An 18889-nucleotide genomic window follows, 5' to 3' on the forward strand; every position below is an offset into this window, starting at 1 on the left:
CTGCATCACCGAAGCGTGGGTGCTCTATGGACTACGACGTACCGAATTCCAACGTCGCCCGAGTTGGCGACTGGATGATGACCTACACCGGCCGGAAATTCTTTCCGCTCGATCCCCGGCCGGAAGACATCGACCTCAGGGACATCGGCTGGGGCTTGGCGCACCAGTGCCGCTACAACGGCCATGGGCGTTTCTTCTACAGTGTCGCGGAGCATTCGGTTCTGCTCTCGAATCACTTCGGTCAGGGCATGCTGGCGCGCGAGGCGCTGCTGCACGACGCGGCCGAGGCTTACATCGGCGACGTCATCCGGCCGCTGAAGCGCTCGCTGCCACAGTTCGTTGAGATCGAGGCGAAACTGGAGCGCGTCATCTTCAAGCGCTTCAACTTGCCGGCCACCCTGCGGGGCGAGATCAAGGCGGCTGACACGTCGATCCTCACCGATGAGCGCAACCGGCTGTTTGATGCCGAAGTGTGCGAGGCGCACGGCTGGACCGTGAGGGACCGGCTCGGTGTTCCTATCGATGGTTGGTCGCCAACGGCGGCCTACGGGATGTTCATGCAGCGCGCGCTCGCGCTCGGCCTGCTCCCATGAACGCCGCCGCTTCTGTTTCACGGGAAGCATTGGCGCAACCGGCGAGCGACGAAAGCCGCCGATATCATTCGCCGTTCCGGCGGCGGCAGGCCGAGGCAACGCGCACGGCGCTGATGAAGGCGGCCCTCGCGCTGATCTCGAAGGGAAACTTCAGGCCAACGGCACAGGAAATCGCCCGCGTGGCGTCGGGCCTGCATAAGTCGGCCGTCGTTCGGTATTTCGGCGGTGCCGCCGAGCTGCACGCGATCATCGCCCAGGACCACCCGGATGCCGTGCTACGCGCGCTCGGGATTGAGCCGCTGGACGATGCAGCCGCCATCGCTCTGCAGCTGAATATCGTCTGGGTCGTCATGACGGGACGGCGGAGGCCGCTGTCGTGAGCAGGTCTGTCCGCTGGCCGCGGTACGAACCGCTGATCGTCACCACCCTGCGGCGTTATCGGCGGCGTGGGGCGCCCGAGAGCCTGTTGGTGAGGCTGGCTGGCGGGCCGGGTGACTGGCGGCGGCTCAATGCGACGTGGAACCTCGACGGCAGGCGCCCGGTCGCAACGTCGGCGTCGATCGTGATCGAGCCGATCGACGGGACTGCATACCCTCTTTCGTCGGCCGAGCGGCGCATCGGCCTGCGGCAGCTCGCCGACGAATGCGCGGCGGCCGGCGCTGTCCTCCCGACTCTCAAGGTCCTGGGCGGTCTCTTCAGCGTCTCTCGCTACGTGATTGCCCACGACCTCGAAGTCCTTCGCCGCAGCGGCCAGCTCGACTGGCATTTGATGAGTGACGGTGCCACCGGCGTCCGCCGCGTTCCGGAGGCGGCATGAAGGCGCCGCTCGATCCCCTGGACAAGATCCGCAGTCACGAGCCAGCCACGGAGCGACGCGGCAGGCCGGTCGGAAGGATCGAGGGCGCCTACGATCGCGACCACTGGGGGAGGCGGAAGGCCCAGCTCATAGACCGCCTGTCGCTGGTGGAGGCGATCGGGCGCGTTGTGAAGCTGCAAAAGGCGGGCACGCCCAACGAACACAAGGGCCTCTGTCCGTTCCATACCGAAAAGACCCCATCGTTCACGGTCAACACGAAGAAGGGCCTGTTTCATTGCTTCGGCTGCGGCGCCAACGGCCGCAACGTCATCGATTTCGCGATGCAGGTGCAGGGGCTCGATTTCAAGCAGGCGATCGAGTCGCTCGAATCGGCGAATGGTCTTCGGTATCTCGAAACGGCGCGGCCCGTCCCCAAGCCGGCGGTGCCGCAGGTCGAAGAGGTCAAGCGCGACCAGGGTATCCAGCGGATCTGGGGCCAGGCGGTGCACGATCCCGCCATCGACCAGTATCTGCGCGGGCGCTCCCTGGTGCCCTGCACCGAGTACGGCTTCGGCGATCCGGCGGTCAACGGTGGATGGCCTGCCGACCTGCGGTTTCATCCCCGGTTGTGGCACGGGATCGAGCGGCGCGAGCTGCCGGCGATGGTCGCGCCCTTTCGCAAGGGCGGGGAGATCGTCGCGCTGCATCGCACCTACCTGAAGCGCGTGACCGGCGGGTGGGTCAAGGCCGGCACGAAGAGCGACAAGATGCACCTCGGGCCGCGCGTTGGCGCGCTCATCCTCCTGTGCGAGCCGGTCGAGGTGATGACAGCGGGCGAGGGGATCGAGACGTCGCTTTCGACCATGCAGCTGTGGCGCCGCGCCGGCTTCGCCTATGGCTCGGCCGACGCCATGGCCGCCGTTGAGCCGCCGTTCCTCTGCACCGATCTCCTGATCGGGGCGGACTGGAACGCGAAGAACCGCACCGGCGAAATCGCGGCGTGGAAGGCGAAGAAGGCCTTCGAACGGGGCAGTCGCCGGATCGTGGTCAAGGTCCCGAACCTGCGAGACCGGGATAAGGCGGATTTCAACGACGTGCTGCAGCAGCGAGCGGCCGAACGGCGTTCGGAGGGTAGCTCATGAGCGTCCTGATCGGTCCAGCTCCGGTGTCGCCGCCGCGTCGTGAGCCCAGCATTGTCGCGGCCTTGCGGCGACAGATTGCGCGCGGGGCCTCGGACGCCGTGCTGCATCGAATCTCCGGGTCTGCGGCGGACTACCGGCGCCTCGCCGCGGAATACAAGCTGGGTCGCGCGGCCGTTGAGCCCGCGGCTGCAGCGCCGCCGATCGTACAGCCCCCACCGCCGGCGCCGAAGGTGGCGCCTTGGGAACGCCGGGCTCGGCTTCTGCGGTTCATCCTCGGCACGGCCGAGGCCGGGCTCGTCCTGCCCGAGACGGCTGAGTTGGCGCTCTCGCTCGGCAGCACGACGCTGCAGGCCGAGCAGGATCTCCTCGCGCTTGTGAGAGACAGCCGGGTGCGTGTCACGTCGATGTGGTGCGGCGACCGCGCCGTGCGGCGGGTCGAGCTGCTCGGGCGCAACCTGTTTACGGCGTTGCCCGCTCTGGCGCCCGCGAGAGGAGTGTCGCATGGCCAAGGCTAAGGTCGTCGCCTCCAACCTGGGCGCGCCGCCCAGTCTCGACTGGATCCCGCTGGAGCGGTTGACGATCGACAGCCGGTATCAGCGTGCGCTCGGAAACAAGAACGAGCGGCATGTTCGACGGATCGTGGCGCACTTCAGCTGGAACCGGTATCAGCCGATCGTCGTCACGGAGAGCGGCGACAAGTTTGCCGTGATCGACGGTCAGCACCGGCTCGCCGCGGCCGTGCTCCATCCGAAGATCGACAGCCTGCCGTGCTATGTCGTCGATGCGCCGACCGTGGCGGACCAGGCCGCCATATTCATCGCCGCCAATACCGACCGGATCGCGCTCGGGCGCATCCATCAATTTTGGGCAGCCCACGCGGCCGGCACCGAGTGGGCGGTGCGGATCCATAAGCTCTGCGAGGGCGCTGGCGTCGAGATCTCGCGCACGCCGCGGTCGAACCTGCCGCCGCTCACGACGGTCGCGACCTTCACGATCCAGAAGCTGTTCCCGCTGGGCGACAATGCGATCGCATCGGCTCTCGCGCTGCTGGTGGAATCACACGGCGACACGGCGGACGTGTTCCGGTCGGCGACAATCGCTGCCCTGGCCCGGATCGCCGCCGAGCAGGACTTCGACTTCGCCGGAATGGTGAAGGTGTTGCGGGACCTCGACCTGACAGAGCAACTCGCGCGCGCCAAGGCAAAGAAGGCGACGGGCGGGGGCAAGCTGGAAGTGGCCCTCGAGGAAATCCTCCGGAAGAGATACGCCCGCCGGAACGGGGCGGGGCGGCGATGACGGCCTTACGGCTTCTCGCCCATCCAGGTCGCCCAGAGGCCGCGACGTTCTTTGCGCGCCTCGACCTCTGCGTTCGAGTATGCGAGCGCCGTCGTCACCAGCTGCGGATGCTTGGCCAGGTAGTAGCCATAGGCCAGGCCGGCCTGGAGCGTCGCGAGCGTGAGGTCCGCGCCTTTGGCAGTAGTGCAGGTCGCGACGACGCGGCAATAGCCGTCCCATTCGATCGGCGTGCAACGCGCCTTGTTGTCGGACGCCGCCAGGAGGTCGGAGATCAGGGCGCGCGTCCGCATGCCTGGGATCGTCTCGGCCTTCGCCGAATCGCGCAGCTCCGGAGCGTTCATGCCCCAGAGCCGGATCCCCGGCCGGAAGCCGACCCCATAGATCGTATCGCCGTCGCCGACGAAGGCCACGCCTTCGAAGGCTTCGGGAAGAGCGCCGCAGTCCTTCTTGGACGATTGGGCGGCGGCGGGCAGGGCGAGGAGGGCGGTCAGGGCGGCCGCGAGCGCTATCGGGTTCATGACCGCGAGGCTGGCGGGCGATTGCGACGGCTCCGCGGCGGTTGAGCGGCGGGACCGGGACTAAGGGTTGGGTTGTGTAAAGCGAGCGAGCGTCGGGGAGACGATGAACAACGAAGAAGACGACGACTTCGCAGTCGATTCGCTCGATCCCACACAACGGGACGACGGGCGTGAGGGGCCGCCCGACGACTGGGAGGCGCCGAGCTGGCGCGACTTCAAGCGGATCCAGTGGTGGTATCGCTGGCGACCGGACCAGCCGCATCGGCTCGATCCTCCGCCGGTGCTGATGCTGGGCCATCGCGACGGCGAATTCTTCTTCGTCGGCGCCTCGCGCGAGCTGCGGTCCTTTACTTCGGCGCAGCTGCACGGCCGCGGTGGACTGGCCGATCTGTTCGCCGGCGACGTGCGCTGGGCCGTGCGCCATTACCCGGCGCGGGATCGCGACGGCGCCCCGACCGGCCGGCCGAACGTGCCGCCGTTGATGGAGGCGCTGATCGCCGGCTGCGTCGCCAAGGGTTACTACGACGGCTCGCAGCCCTTCCGCTCGATCGGCACTTGGCTCGAGGGCGGGAGGCCGCTCGTTCATACTGGCGGCGCCATCTTCCACGACGGGTCCATTTACCAGCCGGGCGAGGAGATCGGGGTTGCTCGCTACGTTCTGGGTCCGGATCGGTCGGCCCCGGCGCACACGCGAGATCGCTACGGTTATGAGTGGCAGCCGCTCGATCTGGCGGGCCGCAATACGATCATGGCGCACCTGGCCGAATGGCACTGGGAGTCGCCGGAGGCCTGCGAGCTCGCGGCCGGCAAGATATGGTGCGACGCCCTGGGTGACGCGCCGCGCTGGAAGACGCACGGCTTCATCCGCGCCCAGGCCGGTTCCGGCAAGTCAACATTGCTGCAGTACATCAGCGCGTTGCTGGGCTCGGCGGCGCATCCCATCCAGCGCACCTACTCGAAAACGCACCTCGAGGAGATCGGCAAGCACACGGCACTTGCCATCCTTCTAGAGGAAGCCGAGGGAGACGCCGGCGAGGACGCGCATCGCCTGCAGCAGATCCTGAAGCTGCTTCTGCTGCTGTCGGACGAGGGTGCGGTCGGCGGCCGCTTCAAGCGCGAGATCGACCTGCACGGGCCGGTCACCATGGTCGCCACCCTGACCGACGACTGGCGGTCGACGGTGAAGTCGAGGGTCATCCTGCTCGAGCTGCGGAGCCTCAAGTCCCGCGCGGGTCACCACATGATGTCGCTCGAGGAAGTTGCAGCGATGACGGGTGTCGCGAAGGCGATCTCGGCCGCCTTCCGGGCCGCCGCGCTCGCTAACTTCGACCTGTTCAATCAGAACCTGAAGCTGGCACGCGCGCGCATCATGGATCTGGGCGGTGATCCGCGCGACGCCGACACGGTCGGCCATCCGATCGCCGGTCACGCCACGATGACGCTCGGCCGCCTGTTGTCGCCCGACGAGATTGGCGCGCTCGATCGTTTCAAGCCCTGGATCACGACCCTGCGCGACCAGGAGGACGGCATCGACGATGCCATGGAGTGCATCATGACGCTGTTCGGCCTGCCGGCGCAGAACTGGCGCGGCGGCGACCAGCTCACGGTGGGGCAGCTCATTGCTCGGGCGCGTGAGCCCGAGAATGACGATTTCCGCAAATCGCTGCTGCCTTACGGGCTAAGGCTCGACCGGCGCCAGTTGATAGACGGGACGCAAGAGACGTGGAAGCAGGCCTGGCTCGCGATCGCGCACCGGCATCCCGGGCTCGACCGACTGTTCAGCGATTATCCGAAATACCAGGGCCTGCGGCGGTCGCAGATCCTGGGTGAGTTGAAGATCCGCGGCGAGGCCGCGGCCAAGCCGGCCGATCGGCCTTTGCGCTTTGCCGGACCGCAGGGCCGAGCCTGGCTGATCGACCCGCAGCTGCTGCCGTCGATCGAGGATGACCGGCAATGACGGCGCTCTCGATCCGGCCCCCGGACCCCCATTTGCGAAAGAGTCCCGGCAGCGTACCGGGGGGAGTCCCGCCTCCCGTACCGCCGAGGAGTGCCGATCCCGTCGGCATCGGAGGGCAAAGCGGGACACCGGTACGGTACTTAGAGAGACCTCCTAATGCGCGCGCGTGTGCGCAGTGTCGTCAGTCTGTCCAAGCGTACCGGTGTACCGTTTTCTAATTTAACAAAGGAAAATCAATATGTCTGAGGCGGTACAGGAGCCGGTACAGAGGCGGGACGGGGCGGGACAGGCGCCGCTTGTCACGAAGCAGGTCGTGCGAGGGCCGGACGAGCGCGCGGTGCAGGTCACGGAGCGTCATGTCGTCTGGGATCGGCCGGTTGTTCACCCTCCGACGATCGATGAGCCGGCATTCGATGTCGGCGCGCTCGGTCCAATCCCGACCGAATGGACGCACGATCTCGTTCACTGCCGGCTGATCGCGGTCGATCGAATGGCCCGCCGGCTGTCACCCGTAAAGGTGCCGTCGGATTATCGGTCGTTCCTCGGCGTGTTCCAGCCGCAGGAAGCCAGTGTCCGGCGCGCTCCGTTGACGCCTGAGGAAGTGGTGCGGTTCGATTGGACCTGGACGCGCATCTCACGCTGGCCGGAAAGGGACCGCGCCATCATCATGGGCATCATGGCCGGGCATAGCGTTCGTGACGTCGAGAAGGTTCTGGCGCGCGGTGCGGCGAAAGGCAGGTTCGATGCGCTCAAGCGCTCGGGTATCAGCAAGCGTTACAAGGCCATTCGAACGGAGATGGCGAGGGAGTGGATAGGCCTTCGGGAGGTCATTGACCTGGACACGCGCGAGGCTTGGTTGTCGACCTCGAAAAAAAGCGCCTAGAACGAGTGGACAGAGTGGACGGATTTCGAGTAGTTTTTTGATATGGTCGCGATCAATGCGGCTCAAGCAACGCCCCAGCTTCACAGCGGGGCGTTTTCTTTTGGAGGTAGCCCGTGCGTGTTCGCGTCTCTCATGACGTCGAGCGCCTCATCACGGGAATGGCGGATGCCGATAAGCGGCACGTTCCGTTCGCACTCGCCCGCGCCCTCACGTGGACGGCGAAGGATGCGCAGGGTGTCGTCCAGGACGATCTGCCGAACCGCTACACGTTGCGGAACAACTGGGTGAAGAACGGCATCCGCATCGTGCCGGCGAAAAAGGACGAGCCGCAGGCCGTCGTCGGTTCGCTCGAACCGTTCATGAAGCGGCAGGAGGAGGGCGGGACGAAGAAGGCGCGCGATCATTCGCGGGTCGCGGTACCGGTCAACGCTCGGCGCAACAAGCGCAACATGATCTCAAAGGGTCAGAGGCCTGCGGCACTTAAGGGCAAGCCCAAGATCTTCATGGTCACGAAGGGCGCGGGCTCGGGCATCCTGCGGCGCGTCGGCAAGGCGCGCTATCCGCTGCAGCTGCTCTACTGGTTGAAGCGAGGCGTCCAGGTGAAGCCGTCCTTCGGCTTCCAGGCGAACACGTCGACGACGGTGAAGGACCGGTTCGGTCCGAACTTCGTCGAGAGCCTGGCCCAGGCCATCGCGAAGGGCTGAGGTCGCCGCGCAACAATCGTGCGTCGGGACGCAATAAAAATGCGTCGAGACGCAACAAAATTGCGGGTCCTTCCCCGGCCGGGCCCCACAACGGGTAACGCACACCGCTTTAGTTTTGCAGTAAGTGCCTGAAAATATTGATGAAACGCGGTGTTTCTTCGATGGGAAACGGAAACGATTCCACGGAAACCGCCGCGGGCCTGCTCGGCGTATCGGCGCTCGCGGCGAAGCTCGGCGTTGGCAAGAGCACGATCAGCAAGCACGCCGCGGCCGGGAAGATCCCGATCGCCAAGCGCGACGACAAAGGCCGGCCTCTGTTCGATCTGGCCCAGGTGCGAATCGCGCGTGAGGATTTGAGCGAGCTGATGCGCCGGCGGGAAGTGGCTGCCGAGGAAACGGCGGCGGAGACCGACGACACGCCCGCTGGCGACCAAGCCGATCTGCTCGAACGCCGTTCGGATGGCCCGCCCCGCGCGCCGTCGGCGCTGCAAGCCGCCGCGCTGACGGAAAAGCAGCTGAAGGGCCGCAAGCTCCTCGGCGAGCTCGCGCAACGCGAGGGGCTGACGGTGCTGCGCAGCATCGTCGAGCTCGATCAGACGACGATCGCGCGCCGCACGCGCGATGCTGTCACGGGCGGCATGGCCGACAAGGCCTCGTCTGCCTACGCCTTCGCGGGAACGCCGCGCACCGAAGCCGACTGGCGCGTGTGGCTCGCCGAGCGGGTCCGCGAAGTCTTCAACGCATTCGAGGCGACGCTGGCCCTCGAGGATGACGACGAGTTCACCGATGAACCAGCCGTCTCCGGAAGCGCTGGCCAACCTTCATCCCAGGGAGATCCGTAAACTTCTACCCGGCATAGCCTCGGCCCGTCGCGCCGTGCGCGCCGCCTGGCGCCGCGGACTGCGCAAGGATCCGGACATTCGGCCGAGCGCTTGGGCGGAAAAGTATCGCGTCGTTGCCGAGGGCACGAGCGCGCATCCCGGCAAGTGGGACAACAGCCGCACGCCGTTCCTAGTCGAGATCATGGACCGGCTGTCGCCGGCAGATCCGGCGCGGCGCGTCACGCTGATGAAGAGCGTGCAGGTCTCGGGCTCCGAGGGCATCTCGAACATCCTCTGCTGGATGATCGATTCGGCGCCGGGCCCGGCGCTGGTCGTTCATCCGACCGTCGAGGCCGCGCGCGACTGGACGGTCGAGAAGTTCGAGCCGACGCTCGAGGCCACGAAGCGCGCCGGCCGTCACGTTCGTAACGTCGTCGTTCGTGGCCGCGACGGCAGCACCCTGAAGCGCAAGCGCTTCCCGGGTGGCAGTATCGTCCTGACGGGAGCGAACTCCGGCGCCGGCCTGCGCCAGAAGTCCGTCCGTACGCTGATCTGCGACGACATGGACGAGTTCCCGGCGGCGGTGCCGGGGCAGGGCGATCCCGTCGAGCTGGCGCGCGGCCGCCTCACCTCGTTCGAGAAGACGGGGCAGGACAAGGAGTTCGACGTCTCGACGCCGACGCTGAAGTCGGTGTCGCGGATCGCCAAACAGTACGAAGCCGGCACGCGCGGCCAGTGGCACGTCCCGTGCCCGCACTGCGCTCTCGAACAGGTCCTGGAGTTCGGCGGCAAGGATGTGCCGTGGGGCCTGAAGTTCAATACCGAGGCGCCGCATCGCGCCCACTACGTTTGCAGGAGCGGCAACGGCTGTGTGATCGAACACTGGCAGCTCGAGGGCATGAACGCCCGCGGCCGGTGGATTCACGCGATGCCCTTCCCGGGGCGCGAGCCGAGCTACCACCTCAACTCGCTGATCAGTCCCTTTACGACCTGGGACCACATCGTCGCCAAGTGGATGGCCGCGCAAGGCGACCCGGAGAAGCTGAAGGCCTTCGTCAATTTGCAGCTCGGCCTGCCGTGGGACGAAGCGGGCGATCGGCCGAAGGCCGAGGAGCTGCTCGCACGCCGCGAGACGTGGGACGCCGGCACGGTGCCGCTTGGTACGCTGTTCATCACGCTGGCCGCCGACGTCCAGGCTGACGGCATCTGGTACGAATTTCTCGGCCACGCCCGTGATCGTCAGACCTGGTCGCTAGAGCACGGCTTTCTCGAGGGCGATACCGGAACGGAAGCCGGCTCGGCCTTCAAAAGGCTGGATGCGGTGCGGCTGAAGAGGTTCCGCGACGCCTTTGGTAACGATCGGCGAACCGACATCACAGGGATCGACGCCAACTTCGAGACCGAAGTCGTCGTCAACTGGTGCAAGACCCGGCTCGACTGCTATCCGCTGCGCGGCGAGGACGGCTGGCGACACCCGGCTTTCCCTGGCAAGGCGACGCCGCGTTCTTTCAGCGAGCGCGGCAAGGCGCGACGCAAGGGTCCAAAGACCTACCCGGTCGGCACCTGGCAGCTGAAGTCGCGCCACTTCGGCGCGATCAAGGTCAAGAAGGAGCCAGACGAGATCCTGTATCCGGCCAGCTACTGCCATTTCAACCAGGACTGGGATGAGTCCGACTTCAAGCAGCTGCTGTCGGAAGTTTACGCCACCATGCGCAACCGCAAGACCGGCAAGGTCACGCAAGGCTGGCACCAGATCGAGGTCGACAATCATCTGCTCGACTGCCGGGTCTACGGCCTGGCGCTGGCCGAGAAACTCGGCATGAGCACGAAATCGCCGGCGGAGTGGGAATGGCTGGAGCGCAAATGGCAGCGCTTGGCGGCAGAGCAGCGTTCGCTGTTCGACGCTCCCGAACTGCCAGATGAACTCCCTAGCGGGACGTACATTCCGCCGGCGAACCAACCGCCACCGAACGCCGTACGGCCCACCATCACGACGACTGTCGAGATGGAGGAGCCGCTGATCCTGGGATGACGCCATGGCGACGACACAGCAGCTCACGACCTGGATGGCCGAGGCCGAACAGGCGCGCCACGAGCTGATCGTCGGCAACCGGCCGGTCAGCGTCTCGACCGGCAGCGGCAAGTCGGTGACCTACACGGCGACCGATCTCGGCAAGCTCGACGCCTACATCGCCTCGCTGCGCAAGCAGCTCGGCCAGCCGACCGGCGTCGGCCTGCCGTTCGTCCCGACCTTCTGAGGGTAGTCCATGTCGCCTCCCGAGCTGGTCGCCGCCGACGGGCGGACGCCGTTGCGCGCCATGACGGCGACGCCGTACCGCGCCGGCGACCGGCTGAGCCAGGAACTGGCCGGCTGGGAGCCGATGCTCTCGTCTCCCGACGCGGCGATGTGGGGCCTGCGCGACGACGTCGTGGCGCGGAGCACGGACCTGAACCGGAACAACGGTTTCGCCGCCGGCGCCCGCCAGAGCCAGATCGACAATGTCATTGGCGCCAACTGGATGTTGGCGGTCGAGCCCAACTGGCATGCGCTCGGCCTCGACTCGATGTCGGACGGCGAGCGCGATGCCTGGGAAGAGCATGTCGAGGAGGAGTTCGACGACTACGCGAACGGCGAGGGCAACTGGATCGACGCCGGCCGGCGCGTGTCGTTCATCGGCCTGTTGCGGCAGGACTTCGCGTCGTGGTTCGATTCCGGTGAGTTCCTGGCCGTCTCGCACTGGCTCGACGATCGCGTCGAGCCCGGCCGGGCGCGGTACGCCACGACCTGGCAGTCGGTCAGCCCCGACCGGCTGAGCAATCCGAACGGCGGTGCCGACACGACGACGATGCGCGGCGGCATCGAGCTCGGCGCCTATGGCGAACCGATCGCCTATCACATTCGTCGCGCGCATCCGTACGATCCATGGGTCGGCGCCGCGACTTTCGAGTGGGAGCGGTTCGAGCGCGAAGACGCCTTCGCCCGTCCGAACGTCCTGCACGGATTCGTCGTCGAGGGCGACGGCATGACACGGGGCATCTCGCCCATGGCGACGGTGACCGAGGCCTTCCGGCTGCACGACGTCTATGACCGTGCCGTCCTGAAAGCCTCGCTGGTCAACACGTTGCTGGCCGCGACGATCGAAACGCAGAGCGGCCTCGACAACGAGGCGCTCGAGACCATGTTCGCCGGCTCGCCCGAAGGGAACGGCAGCACGCGGCCGGCGATCGGCGGCCCGCCGATGAAGCTCGACCGGATGATCATTCCGAAGCTGCCGGTCGGCACGACGTTCAAGTTCAACACGCCGCAGCAGCCCGCCGGCGCTGCCTATCAGCAGTTCACCGACGCGGTGCTGCGCCGCGAGGCAGCCGGCCTCGGCATGAGCTTCGAAGAGATCAGTCGCGATTTCTCGAAGACCAACTATTCGAGCGCGCGGGCCTCGCTGCTCGGCGCGTGGAAGGCCATCACCGGACGCAGCGCGTTCCTCGAGCGCACGTCCGCCGCGCCGCGTTACGCCGCCTGGTTCGAGGAAGCGGTCGACCGCGGCGTGATCGAGCTGCCGACGCTGCGCCGGAACAAGGGCGTCGGCTTCTATGAACGCCGTTCGGCCTGGCTGCGGCACGCCTGGATCGGGCCGGGCCGCGGTCACATCGATCCGGTGAAGGAACGGCAGGCCTACCAGATCGGCCGCGACACCTACACCGACACCCTGCAGTCGGCGAACGCCGAGCAGGGTCGCGACTGGCGCAAGGTCGCGCGCCAGACCGCGCGCGAGAACCGCGTGCTGCAGCGCCTCAACCTGCCAGTGGCCACGACAGCGTCCCTGATGGACGTCAAGGGCACGAGTGAGAACGAGAGGCCGGCCACATGAGATACGCCAATGTCGCCAGCCGGGCTTTCGGCAGGCCGCTGCTGATGCATCCGGGCCGGGGCCTGACCTGGCTGAACGCCTTCGGCCGCATGCTGCACGGCCGTCAGTTCGCCGAGGCGATGCCGCCGCGCGCGATGGCGATGGAAGACGAGGGCGAGCGCGGCCCGGTCTATGCCTCGCTGCCGGTCGGGCTGGTTGAGCGCGACTTCCGCAAGGCTTTCGCCCAGGTGCGCGACGTCGCCGTACTGCAGCTCGACGGCGTCCTGGTGAATAATCTCGGGTCCGTCGACCCGTGGTGCGGGATGACAGGCTACGACGGCCTGCGCACCCAGCTGGCCGCGGCGCTATCGGATCCCGGCATCAAGGCGATCGCGATGGTCTGCGATTCGCCCGGCGGCGAGGTGACGGGTTGCTTCGACCTGGCGGACCAGGTGCGCGAGGCCCGCGCGATCAAGCCGATCTGGGCGATCGTCGACGGCATGGCCTGCTCGGCGGCGTACGCGCTGGCCAGCGGCGCGGGACGGATCACGTGCTCGTCGGTCGGCTATACCGGCTCGATCGGCGTGATCTGTGGACATGCCGACCTCTCCAAGGCGCTCGACGAAGCGGGAATCAAGATCACCTTGATCTATGCAGGCGCCCACAAGGCCGACGGCAACGAATACGCGGCCTTGCCGGATTCGGTGCGCGCCGACTTCCAGGCGGAGATCGATGCGATCTACGCCCAGTTCGTGCCGGTCGTCGCCAAGGGCCGCGGGCTCGCCGAGGACGCGGTACGTGCGACCGAGGCGCGGTCCTACCTGGCCGCGCCTGCCCTCGACCTCAAACTGTGCGACGCCGTCATGTCGCCCACCGACGCGCTGCTCGAGCTCGTCGACCTCGCCAGCAAGTAGTGAAGGAGAGAACCATGCGACGACTCATGAACCTGTGGGGCAAGGGCGCCAGCGCCGAAGACCAGCCCAAGGAAGAGACCGAAGAGGAGAAGGCCACTCGCGAGCAGGCCGAGAAGGAGGCCGCGGACAAGGAAGAGGAGCGGAAGGCTCGGGAAGCCGCCGCGTCCGACAAGGATGACGACGACGAAGAGGACGAGGAGGAGGACGAGGCGACCAAGGCGGCCGCTGCGGCGGTGCCGGCCAAGGTGCGCGCCTCGATCGTCCGTGCCGAGCGCACCCGCATTCACGCGATCGTCGACGGCGGCGGCCCGGCCCGGGTCGCGACCTCCCTGAAGCTCGCCCTGGGCACGAACCTCTCGCCCAAGGCTGCGCTCGCGATCGTCACGACCACGGCCAGTGCTGAGCCGGCAGGTGGTCGACTTGGACTTCGGGAAGCGATGGCCGGCCGGCGGCCGCAGCCGCTTGGTTCGGCTGGGTCCGCTGCCGCGTCCGACGTCGACAAGATGGCATCCGAGATCGCGGCCTTCGCTGCCCGCCCCGGCGCCGACCGCGACTAACCCCTCCGCCGGCGGCACTGCCGCCTCCGCAACACGTCTCGTTCGATAGGAGTTCGATATGATCAACGATCCGGTCGCCGCTGGCTTTACCGACCAGGGCAGCCTCACGCCCGACAATCTGCTCGCCGGCGACTATCCGCGCGCCACCAAAATGGTGACGATCACGGGCGCCGCCTTGGCCAAGGGCACCGTCCTCGGTCGGATCACGGCCAGCGACAAGTACAACAAGAGCCTCTCGGCGGCGGGCGACGGCAGCCAGGTGCCGAAGGCGATCCTGGCCGCCGACACCGATGCGTCGGGAGGCGATGTGCTCGGTCCGGTCTACTTCACCGGCGAGTTCAACGAAGACGCGCTCGTGTTGGGCACGGCCCATTCCCTCGCGTCGATCCGCGACGGGCTGCGCCAGATCGGCATCTTCCTGAAGAAGATCGTTCCCGCCTGATCGCAGGCGATTCCTCACAACCCGACAAACCGGCCTCGTGAACCCCTGACGGGGCGGCGCCACTTTCCTGGAGACGTCAGATGCCCGACATCTACACCACCGCAGTCCTGGCGCGCACGGTAGAGCTGCTGCCGCCGCCGTCGACCTTCCTGCTCGATACCTTTTTCCCCGGCGTGCAAACGGGCGACACGGAGGAGATCCACTTCGACATCGATACGTCGAAGCCGCGTATCACGCCGTTCGTGCATCCGACCGTCGCCGGCAAGGTCGTCGCCGATCGCGGCTTCGCGACCAAGAGCTTCAAGCCGGCCTATGCCAAGGACAAGCGCATCCTGATGCCGAATGCGCCGATCAAGCGCCGGGCGGGTGAGCGTATCGGCGGCAGCCTCAACCCCATGCAGCGCCGTTCGGCGCAGCTCGCGCAGAACCTGCAGGATCAGCTCGATATGCTGACCCGCCGTGAGGTCGTCATGGCGGCCGAGGCCCTGCGTCTCGGGCAGGTGACGGTCAGCGGGACGGACTATCCGACGGTCGTCGTGAACTTCGGGCGCGATGCCAGCCTGACCGTCGCGCTGACCGGCGGCAATCGCTGGGGCCAGGCCGGCGTTGGGCCGCTCGACAGCCTCGAGACCTGGGCGGGCGTGATCATGACCAAGTCCGGTGCCAAGGGCACGACGGTCGTCATGGACCCGAAGGCCTGGGCGCTCTTCCGCGCCGATGCGACCGTCCAGCTCCGTCTCAATACCTTGTATGCGGGGCAGCGCGGCTCGCTGGACCTCGGGCCGCAGGTCCGCGGCATGGGCAAGGGCCGCGCGCGCTATGTCGGCAACATCGGCGACTTCGACCTCTGGGTCTATCAGGACGTCTATGTCGACGAGGCGGGCACCACGCAGCAGATCCTGCCGGACTATACGGTGCTCATGGGCGCGCCGGGCGATGAACCGGGCACCCTCGAGGGCGTGCGCTGCTACGGCAACATCCTCGACGAGGAGGCGGGCTACAAGTCGCAGCGCTATTTCGTGAAGTCGTGGCTGGAGAAGGATCCGGCGGTCCGCATGCTGCTGCTGCAGTCGGCGCCGCTGGTCGTGCCGTTCCGCCCGAACGCGAGCTTCTGCGCCACCGTCAACTGATCCCGACATGACCCCCGCCGAGAGGACCGTCGCCGCGCCGGGTACGTGGCGTCGGGGCGGTCCGCCGGCGAACGCCGTTCGCTGAACCGAGGAGGGCCCCATGGCCAGCAAGATCACCGTCGTTGCCAACATGACCATCGAGGCCGGCACGCCGGCCAAGCCCGTGACGATCGCGCCGGGGCAGTCGTTCGAGATCGACGACGAGGATCCGGAGAACCTGATCGGCCGCGGCATCGCCTCGCCGGTCGCGGGAGCGCCGCGTGTGGAGTTGTCCCCGCCGCCGCCGGGCCCGATCGAGATTCCGGAGGGCTGGCAGGATCTCAAGGCAGACGAACTCGTTGCCTTGGCCCGCAAGCTCGGCGCCGATCGCGACGTGAATCGCAAGGACGAGGCTCTGGCGTTCGTGGCCGAGGTCGTGGCGGCGCGCGCCGCGAACGTCTGATGTCCTGGCGCGACCTGGCGGCCCAGGTCGACAAGGTCGCGGTCCGCACCTTCGACTATGGCGGCATCCTCTTCCAGAAGTTGGATGCCGAAGGCGCGCCGCTCGGCGATCCGGTCGGCATTCCGGCGGACTTCGACGGCGCCTTCAAGGAATTCGCCGTCGAGGCGGGCGAGCAGGCGGCCACGATGCAGCCGGTCGCCGTGGTTCACTTCGCCAATTTCCCCGAGGGCGTGATGCCTGAGGAGAACGACCGCCTGATCGTGACCGGCGGGCCCCATGCCGCGACCTACGTGGTGGCCTCGGTCGAGGTCAATGACGACGGCAGCGGCGGCATGCTCCGGCTGGTGAAGCGCTCGAAGACCTGACGGGCGGAGGCCTGACCGATGCCGCTGCCCGTGCTGAAGATACACGCGCTCAAGGATCTCGCCGTGGCGCTGCTGCGCGCGGCGATCGAGGCGGCGAACGCGGACGGGGCTGAGCCGTCGCCCTTCAAGGGCCTCTACATTCCGAGGCACCGCTTCGAGACCCTGCCGCCGAAGAAGTGGCCGGTGCTGATCGTCCACGCCAAGAGCACGGGCGGGGAAGGGATCTCCGACCAGGTGCCGCGCGTCGCGGCGGACGGTTCTCTGCATTTCCACGCGCTGCTGGGCAGCGGGCGCGACGAGGCGATCGATCTCGACCGTCGCGCCGCCGAGCTCGCCGCTGCGATCTGCGACACGCTGCTCGAGGATACGCGCTTTCTCGAAGAGTTCGCCTATCTCAGCCGCCTCAACATCGAGATCGAGGACGGACGGACAGGCAGTGAGGGCCACGAGTACGACGTCGTCATGTTCCTGATCGAGATGGATCTGGCACTCGGCCACATCGAGTTTACACCGCGCGATCCCGCCGATGCCCGGCCCCTCGCTGCCATCGAGATGGAGACGTCATTGGCGCCGATCGTCGGCGATCCCGACGGCGGCCAGCACGTCATCCGTCAGACCTTCAGCCCGGAGCCATCAGAATGATCGACCGCAAATGGTTCGTGCCCGCCGAGGGCATGTCGATTCCCGACCCGGTGACGCGCCAGGTATGCCCGCCGAAGGGCATGTGGGTGAACGGCGCGGACGACTACTGGCAGCGCCGTGAAATCGACGGCGGCGGCGTGCTGCTCGCCGAGGCGCCCGCTGGCGCCGAGGAGGCCGAGCCGGCGGCAACGTCCGGCGATGCCTGATGCTCCGCGGCGCGTGCTGATCCCTTCGCGTGCGCCGCCGCCGGCCGGGGTCCCCTGTCCCCCGGCCGGCACCCTTTCGTCCTTCTGACTCACGAGGCCTGTCATGGTCGTGGCTTTCAACAAGATCCCGGCGAACTACCGGCTGCCGGGTGTCGTCATCGAGGTCGACGCGTCCAAGGCCGGCCGCACCGACGATCCCGGCCGCCTGCTGTTCGTGGGTCAGAAGCTCGGCACCGGCTCGGCCGTGGCGAACGTGCCGGTGCCGGTGGTCTCGGTCACCGACGCGAAGGCGCAGTTCGGCGTCGGCTCGGTATTGGCGGACATGATCGCCGCCGCCCGCCAGGCCGACCCTTTCGGCCTCATCTGGGCGCTGCCCGTGGCCGATGCCGGCGGTGCCGTCGCCGCGACGGGTACGATCACCGTCACCGGCGCGCCGACCGCGCCCGGCGTCATCCCCCTTTATGTCGGGGGCGTCTCCGTGCCCGTGGCGGTGACCGGCGCCGAGACCCTGGCGAGCACGGCGGCCGCGATTGCCGCCGCGGTCGCGGCGAACCTCGACCTGCCGGTAACGGCGGCCGCGGTCGGCGCCGTCGTGACCCTGACGGCGCGCAATGCCGGCACGCTCGGCAACGATATTGACGTTCGCTATGCCTGGCTGGGCAATGCCGGCGGCGAGGCGTTGCCCGCATCGTATGTCGGGACGATCGTCGCGATGGCGGGCGGCACGACCGATCCCGCGATCGCGACCGGCCTTGCCAACCTCGGCGACCAGACCTTCGACTATATCTGCTCGCCCTACACCGACGCGGCGAACCTCGCGGCCTGCAAGGCGGCGATGAACGACACGACCGGCCGCTGGGCCTATAATCGCATGGTCTGGGGCCACGTCTTCTCGGCCAAGCGCGCCACTGCGTCGGCCGCCGTCACCTTCGGCCTGACCCAGAACGATCCGCATTTCTCGATCCTGGGCTTCAGCCTGTCGCCGACGCCCGTCTGGCGCTGGGCCGCGGCCCATGCCGCGGCGGCGGCTGTCGTGCTGCGCAACGATCCGGCCCGGCCCGTCCAGGGCATCGAGATCCCGGGCGTCCTGGCGCCGCCACTGGGCAGCCTGGGGCGCTTCAGCATGTCGGAACGGCAGGCGCTGCTCTTCTCCGGCATCAGCACCTTCACCGCCTCGGCCGACGGGACGGTGCGCATCGAACGCCTCATCTCGACCTATCAGCTCAACGCCTTCAGTCAGATCGACGAGGCCTGGCTGTCGGTCGAGAAGACCTTCACCCTCATGATGGTGCAGCGCCGGCTGCGCGGCAGCCTCGAGAGCAACTTCCCGCGGCACAAGCTGGCCCACGACGGCACCCGCGTCGCGGTCGGCGCCACGACCTTGACGCCGTCGATCGCCCGCGCCTTCGTCATCGCCGAGCTGCGGCGCATGGAAGTCGACGGCCTGCTCGACAACGTCGACGCGGTGATCGACCAGGTCCGCTGCGAAGTGAACGGCGGCAACAACGACCGGCTCGACATCCTCTTCCCGCCGCCGCTGATCGGACAGCTGCGCACCCTGGCGGTGCTCAGCCAGTTCCACGTCCTCAACTAGCCGCCCGAACGCCGTTCGCCGGTTCCCCCAGGAGGCCCT

General features: G+C 67.5%; 23 protein-coding genes. 22 read left to right on the forward strand and 1 reads right to left on the reverse strand.

The features are described from left to right. Positions 1–26: 26 nt before the first annotated feature. From ACP15H_RS04960 to ACP15H_RS04985, 6 genes are read left to right on the forward strand one after another with little or no spacing between them, the layout of a single operon-like run. Complete coding sequence (locus tag ACP15H_RS04960; protein WP_425065097.1) at positions 27–593, forward strand: phosphohydrolase; 567 nt, start codon at positions 27–29, stop codon at positions 591–593. Further along, positions 590–973 (forward strand): hypothetical protein, encoded by a 384-nt coding sequence (locus ACP15H_RS04965; RefSeq protein WP_425065098.1) that lies wholly within the window; start codon positions 590–592, stop codon positions 971–973. The genes ACP15H_RS04960 and ACP15H_RS04965 overlap by 4 nt, the downstream gene beginning before the upstream one ends. Beyond that, positions 970–1410 (forward strand): hypothetical protein, encoded by a 441-nt coding sequence (locus tag ACP15H_RS04970; protein WP_425065099.1) that lies wholly within the window; start codon positions 970–972, stop codon positions 1408–1410. Before ACP15H_RS04965 ends, ACP15H_RS04970 begins: the two co-directional genes overlap by 4 nt. Next, positions 1407–2531, forward strand: a complete 1125-nt coding sequence (locus ACP15H_RS04975; RefSeq protein ID WP_425065100.1) for a CHC2 zinc finger domain-containing protein — start codon at positions 1407–1409, stop codon at positions 2529–2531. Before ACP15H_RS04970 ends, ACP15H_RS04975 begins: the two co-directional genes overlap by 4 nt. Continuing rightward, positions 2528–3046, forward strand: a complete 519-nt coding sequence (locus tag ACP15H_RS04980; RefSeq protein WP_425065101.1) for a hypothetical protein — start codon at positions 2528–2530, stop codon at positions 3044–3046. Before ACP15H_RS04975 ends, ACP15H_RS04980 begins: the two co-directional genes overlap by 4 nt. After that, entirely contained in the window at positions 3033–3827 is a 795-nt protein-coding gene (locus ACP15H_RS04985) for a DUF6551 family protein (RefSeq protein WP_425065102.1), read from the forward strand. Before ACP15H_RS04980 ends, ACP15H_RS04985 begins: the two co-directional genes overlap by 14 nt. Positions 3828–3832: 5 nt before the next feature. On the opposite strand, the gene ACP15H_RS04990 is transcribed toward ACP15H_RS04985, so the two are convergent. Continuing rightward, on the reverse strand, positions 3833–4345 hold the full coding sequence (locus ACP15H_RS04990) for a thermonuclease family protein (protein ID WP_425065103.1): 513 nt from the start codon (positions 4343–4345) through the stop codon (positions 3833–3835). A 103-nt stretch (positions 4346–4448) separates the two neighbouring features. On the opposite strand from ACP15H_RS04990, the gene ACP15H_RS04995 reads away from it, so the two are divergent. The 16 genes from ACP15H_RS04995 to ACP15H_RS05070 all read left to right on the forward strand — a co-directional run bounded on the left by ACP15H_RS04995 (position 4449) and on the right by ACP15H_RS05070 (position 18850). Next, on the forward strand, positions 4449–6302 hold the full coding sequence (locus ACP15H_RS04995; RefSeq protein WP_425065104.1) for a hypothetical protein: 1854 nt from the start codon (positions 4449–4451) through the stop codon (positions 6300–6302). Between the two features lie 238 nt (positions 6303–6540). Continuing rightward, a complete protein-coding gene (locus tag ACP15H_RS05000) occupies positions 6541–7185 on the forward strand; it encodes a hypothetical protein (protein WP_425065105.1) in 645 nt (214 codons plus the stop codon). A gap of 158 nt (positions 7186–7343) precedes the next feature. Further along, positions 7344–7889 carry a hypothetical protein gene (locus tag ACP15H_RS05005; protein WP_425065106.1) on the forward strand — a complete coding sequence of 182 codons (546 nt, stop codon included), beginning with the start codon at positions 7344–7346 and terminating at the stop codon, positions 7887–7889. Between the two features lie 140 nt (positions 7890–8029). Further along, positions 8030–8731 carry a helix-turn-helix domain-containing protein gene (locus ACP15H_RS05010; RefSeq protein ID WP_425065107.1) on the forward strand — a complete coding sequence of 234 codons (702 nt, stop codon included), beginning with the start codon at positions 8030–8032 and terminating at the stop codon, positions 8729–8731. After that, on the forward strand, positions 8676–10742 hold the full coding sequence (locus ACP15H_RS05015; RefSeq protein WP_425065108.1) for a phage terminase large subunit family protein: 2067 nt from the start codon (positions 8676–8678) through the stop codon (positions 10740–10742). Before ACP15H_RS05010 ends, ACP15H_RS05015 begins: the two co-directional genes overlap by 56 nt. Positions 10743–10746: 4 nt before the next feature. Then, positions 10747–10968 carry a gpW family head-tail joining protein gene (gene gpW / locus ACP15H_RS05020; protein WP_425065109.1) on the forward strand — a complete coding sequence of 74 codons (222 nt, stop codon included), beginning with the start codon at positions 10747–10749 and terminating at the stop codon, positions 10966–10968. A 9-nt stretch (positions 10969–10977) separates the two neighbouring features. Next, the gene (locus ACP15H_RS05025; protein ID WP_425065110.1) at positions 10978–12579 is read left to right on the forward strand and encodes a phage portal protein; all 1602 of its coding nucleotides are present in this window, start codon (positions 10978–10980) and stop codon (positions 12577–12579) included. After that, positions 12576–13472, forward strand: a complete 897-nt coding sequence (locus ACP15H_RS05030) for a S49 family peptidase (RefSeq protein WP_425065111.1) — start codon at positions 12576–12578, stop codon at positions 13470–13472. The genes ACP15H_RS05025 and ACP15H_RS05030 overlap by 4 nt, the downstream gene beginning before the upstream one ends. Positions 13473–13486: 14 nt before the next feature. Then, on the forward strand, positions 13487–14029 hold the full coding sequence (locus ACP15H_RS05035; RefSeq protein WP_425065112.1) for a hypothetical protein: 543 nt from the start codon (positions 13487–13489) through the stop codon (positions 14027–14029). A gap of 58 nt (positions 14030–14087) precedes the next feature. Further along, positions 14088–14471 carry a head decoration protein gene (locus ACP15H_RS05040; RefSeq protein WP_425065113.1) on the forward strand — a complete coding sequence of 128 codons (384 nt, stop codon included), beginning with the start codon at positions 14088–14090 and terminating at the stop codon, positions 14469–14471. Between the two features lie 80 nt (positions 14472–14551). Further along, entirely contained in the window at positions 14552–15601 is a 1050-nt protein-coding gene (locus tag ACP15H_RS05045) for a major capsid protein (RefSeq protein WP_425065114.1), read from the forward strand. Between the two features lie 100 nt (positions 15602–15701). Beyond that, on the forward strand, positions 15702–16043 hold the full coding sequence (locus ACP15H_RS05050; RefSeq protein ID WP_425065115.1) for a hypothetical protein: 342 nt from the start codon (positions 15702–15704) through the stop codon (positions 16041–16043). Further along, a complete protein-coding gene (locus ACP15H_RS05055) occupies positions 16043–16408 on the forward strand; it encodes a hypothetical protein (protein WP_425065116.1) in 366 nt (121 codons plus the stop codon). Before ACP15H_RS05050 ends, ACP15H_RS05055 begins: the two co-directional genes overlap by 1 nt. 18 nt (positions 16409–16426) lie before the next feature. Continuing rightward, complete coding sequence (locus ACP15H_RS05060; protein ID WP_425065117.1) at positions 16427–17050, forward strand: hypothetical protein; 624 nt, start codon at positions 16427–16429, stop codon at positions 17048–17050. Then, positions 17047–17256, forward strand: a complete 210-nt coding sequence (locus tag ACP15H_RS05065; RefSeq protein WP_425065118.1) for a DUF2635 domain-containing protein — start codon at positions 17047–17049, stop codon at positions 17254–17256. Before ACP15H_RS05060 ends, ACP15H_RS05065 begins: the two co-directional genes overlap by 4 nt. Before the next feature lie 103 nt (positions 17257–17359). Beyond that, a complete protein-coding gene (locus tag ACP15H_RS05070; RefSeq protein WP_425065119.1) occupies positions 17360–18850 on the forward strand; it encodes a phage tail sheath subtilisin-like domain-containing protein in 1491 nt (496 codons plus the stop codon). Positions 18851–18889 lie beyond the last annotated feature (39 nt).

This window comes from Reyranella sp. (genome assembly GCF_965249915.1).
Taxonomy (GTDB): domain Bacteria; phylum Pseudomonadota; class Alphaproteobacteria; order Reyranellales; family Reyranellaceae; genus Reyranella.

Bases quoted from the DNA above. Each gene is read 5' to 3' on its own strand.
- ACP15H_RS04960 (WP_425065097.1), top strand. From the start codon at position 27: ATGGACTACGACGTACCGAATTCCAACGTCGCCCGAGTTGGCGACTGG.
- ACP15H_RS04965 (WP_425065098.1), top strand. From the start codon at position 590: ATGAACGCCGCCGCTTCTGTTTCACGGGAAGCATTGGCGCAACCGGCG.
- ACP15H_RS04975 (WP_425065100.1), top strand. From the start codon at position 1,407: ATGAAGGCGCCGCTCGATCCCCTGGACAAGATCCGCAGTCACGAGCCA.
- ACP15H_RS04980 (WP_425065101.1), top strand. From the start codon at position 2,528: ATGAGCGTCCTGATCGGTCCAGCTCCGGTGTCGCCGCCGCGTCGTGAG.
- ACP15H_RS04985 (WP_425065102.1), top strand. From the start codon at position 3,033: ATGGCCAAGGCTAAGGTCGTCGCCTCCAACCTGGGCGCGCCGCCCAGT.
- ACP15H_RS04990 (WP_425065103.1), bottom strand. From the start codon at position 4,345: ATGAACCCGATAGCGCTCGCGGCCGCCCTGACCGCCCTCCTCGCCCTG.
- ACP15H_RS04995 (WP_425065104.1), top strand. From the start codon at position 4,449: ATGAACAACGAAGAAGACGACGACTTCGCAGTCGATTCGCTCGATCCC.
- ACP15H_RS05000 (WP_425065105.1), top strand. From the start codon at position 6,541: ATGTCTGAGGCGGTACAGGAGCCGGTACAGAGGCGGGACGGGGCGGGA.
- ACP15H_RS05005 (WP_425065106.1), top strand. From the start codon at position 7,344: ATGGCGGATGCCGATAAGCGGCACGTTCCGTTCGCACTCGCCCGCGCC.
- ACP15H_RS05010 (WP_425065107.1), top strand. From the start codon at position 8,030: ATGAAACGCGGTGTTTCTTCGATGGGAAACGGAAACGATTCCACGGAA.
- ACP15H_RS05015 (WP_425065108.1), top strand. From the start codon at position 8,676: ATGAACCAGCCGTCTCCGGAAGCGCTGGCCAACCTTCATCCCAGGGAG.
- gpW (WP_425065109.1), top strand. From the start codon at position 10,747: ATGGCGACGACACAGCAGCTCACGACCTGGATGGCCGAGGCCGAACAG.
- ACP15H_RS05025 (WP_425065110.1), top strand. From the start codon at position 10,978: ATGTCGCCTCCCGAGCTGGTCGCCGCCGACGGGCGGACGCCGTTGCGC.
- ACP15H_RS05030 (WP_425065111.1), top strand. From the start codon at position 12,576: ATGAGATACGCCAATGTCGCCAGCCGGGCTTTCGGCAGGCCGCTGCTG.
- ACP15H_RS05035 (WP_425065112.1), top strand. From the start codon at position 13,487: ATGCGACGACTCATGAACCTGTGGGGCAAGGGCGCCAGCGCCGAAGAC.
- ACP15H_RS05040 (WP_425065113.1), top strand. From the start codon at position 14,088: ATGATCAACGATCCGGTCGCCGCTGGCTTTACCGACCAGGGCAGCCTC.
- ACP15H_RS05045 (WP_425065114.1), top strand. From the start codon at position 14,552: ATGCCCGACATCTACACCACCGCAGTCCTGGCGCGCACGGTAGAGCTG.
- ACP15H_RS05050 (WP_425065115.1), top strand. From the start codon at position 15,702: ATGGCCAGCAAGATCACCGTCGTTGCCAACATGACCATCGAGGCCGGC.
- ACP15H_RS05055 (WP_425065116.1), top strand. From the start codon at position 16,043: ATGTCCTGGCGCGACCTGGCGGCCCAGGTCGACAAGGTCGCGGTCCGC.
- ACP15H_RS05060 (WP_425065117.1), top strand. From the start codon at position 16,427: ATGCCGCTGCCCGTGCTGAAGATACACGCGCTCAAGGATCTCGCCGTG.
- ACP15H_RS05065 (WP_425065118.1), top strand. From the start codon at position 17,047: ATGATCGACCGCAAATGGTTCGTGCCCGCCGAGGGCATGTCGATTCCC.
- ACP15H_RS05070 (WP_425065119.1), top strand. From the start codon at position 17,360: ATGGTCGTGGCTTTCAACAAGATCCCGGCGAACTACCGGCTGCCGGGT.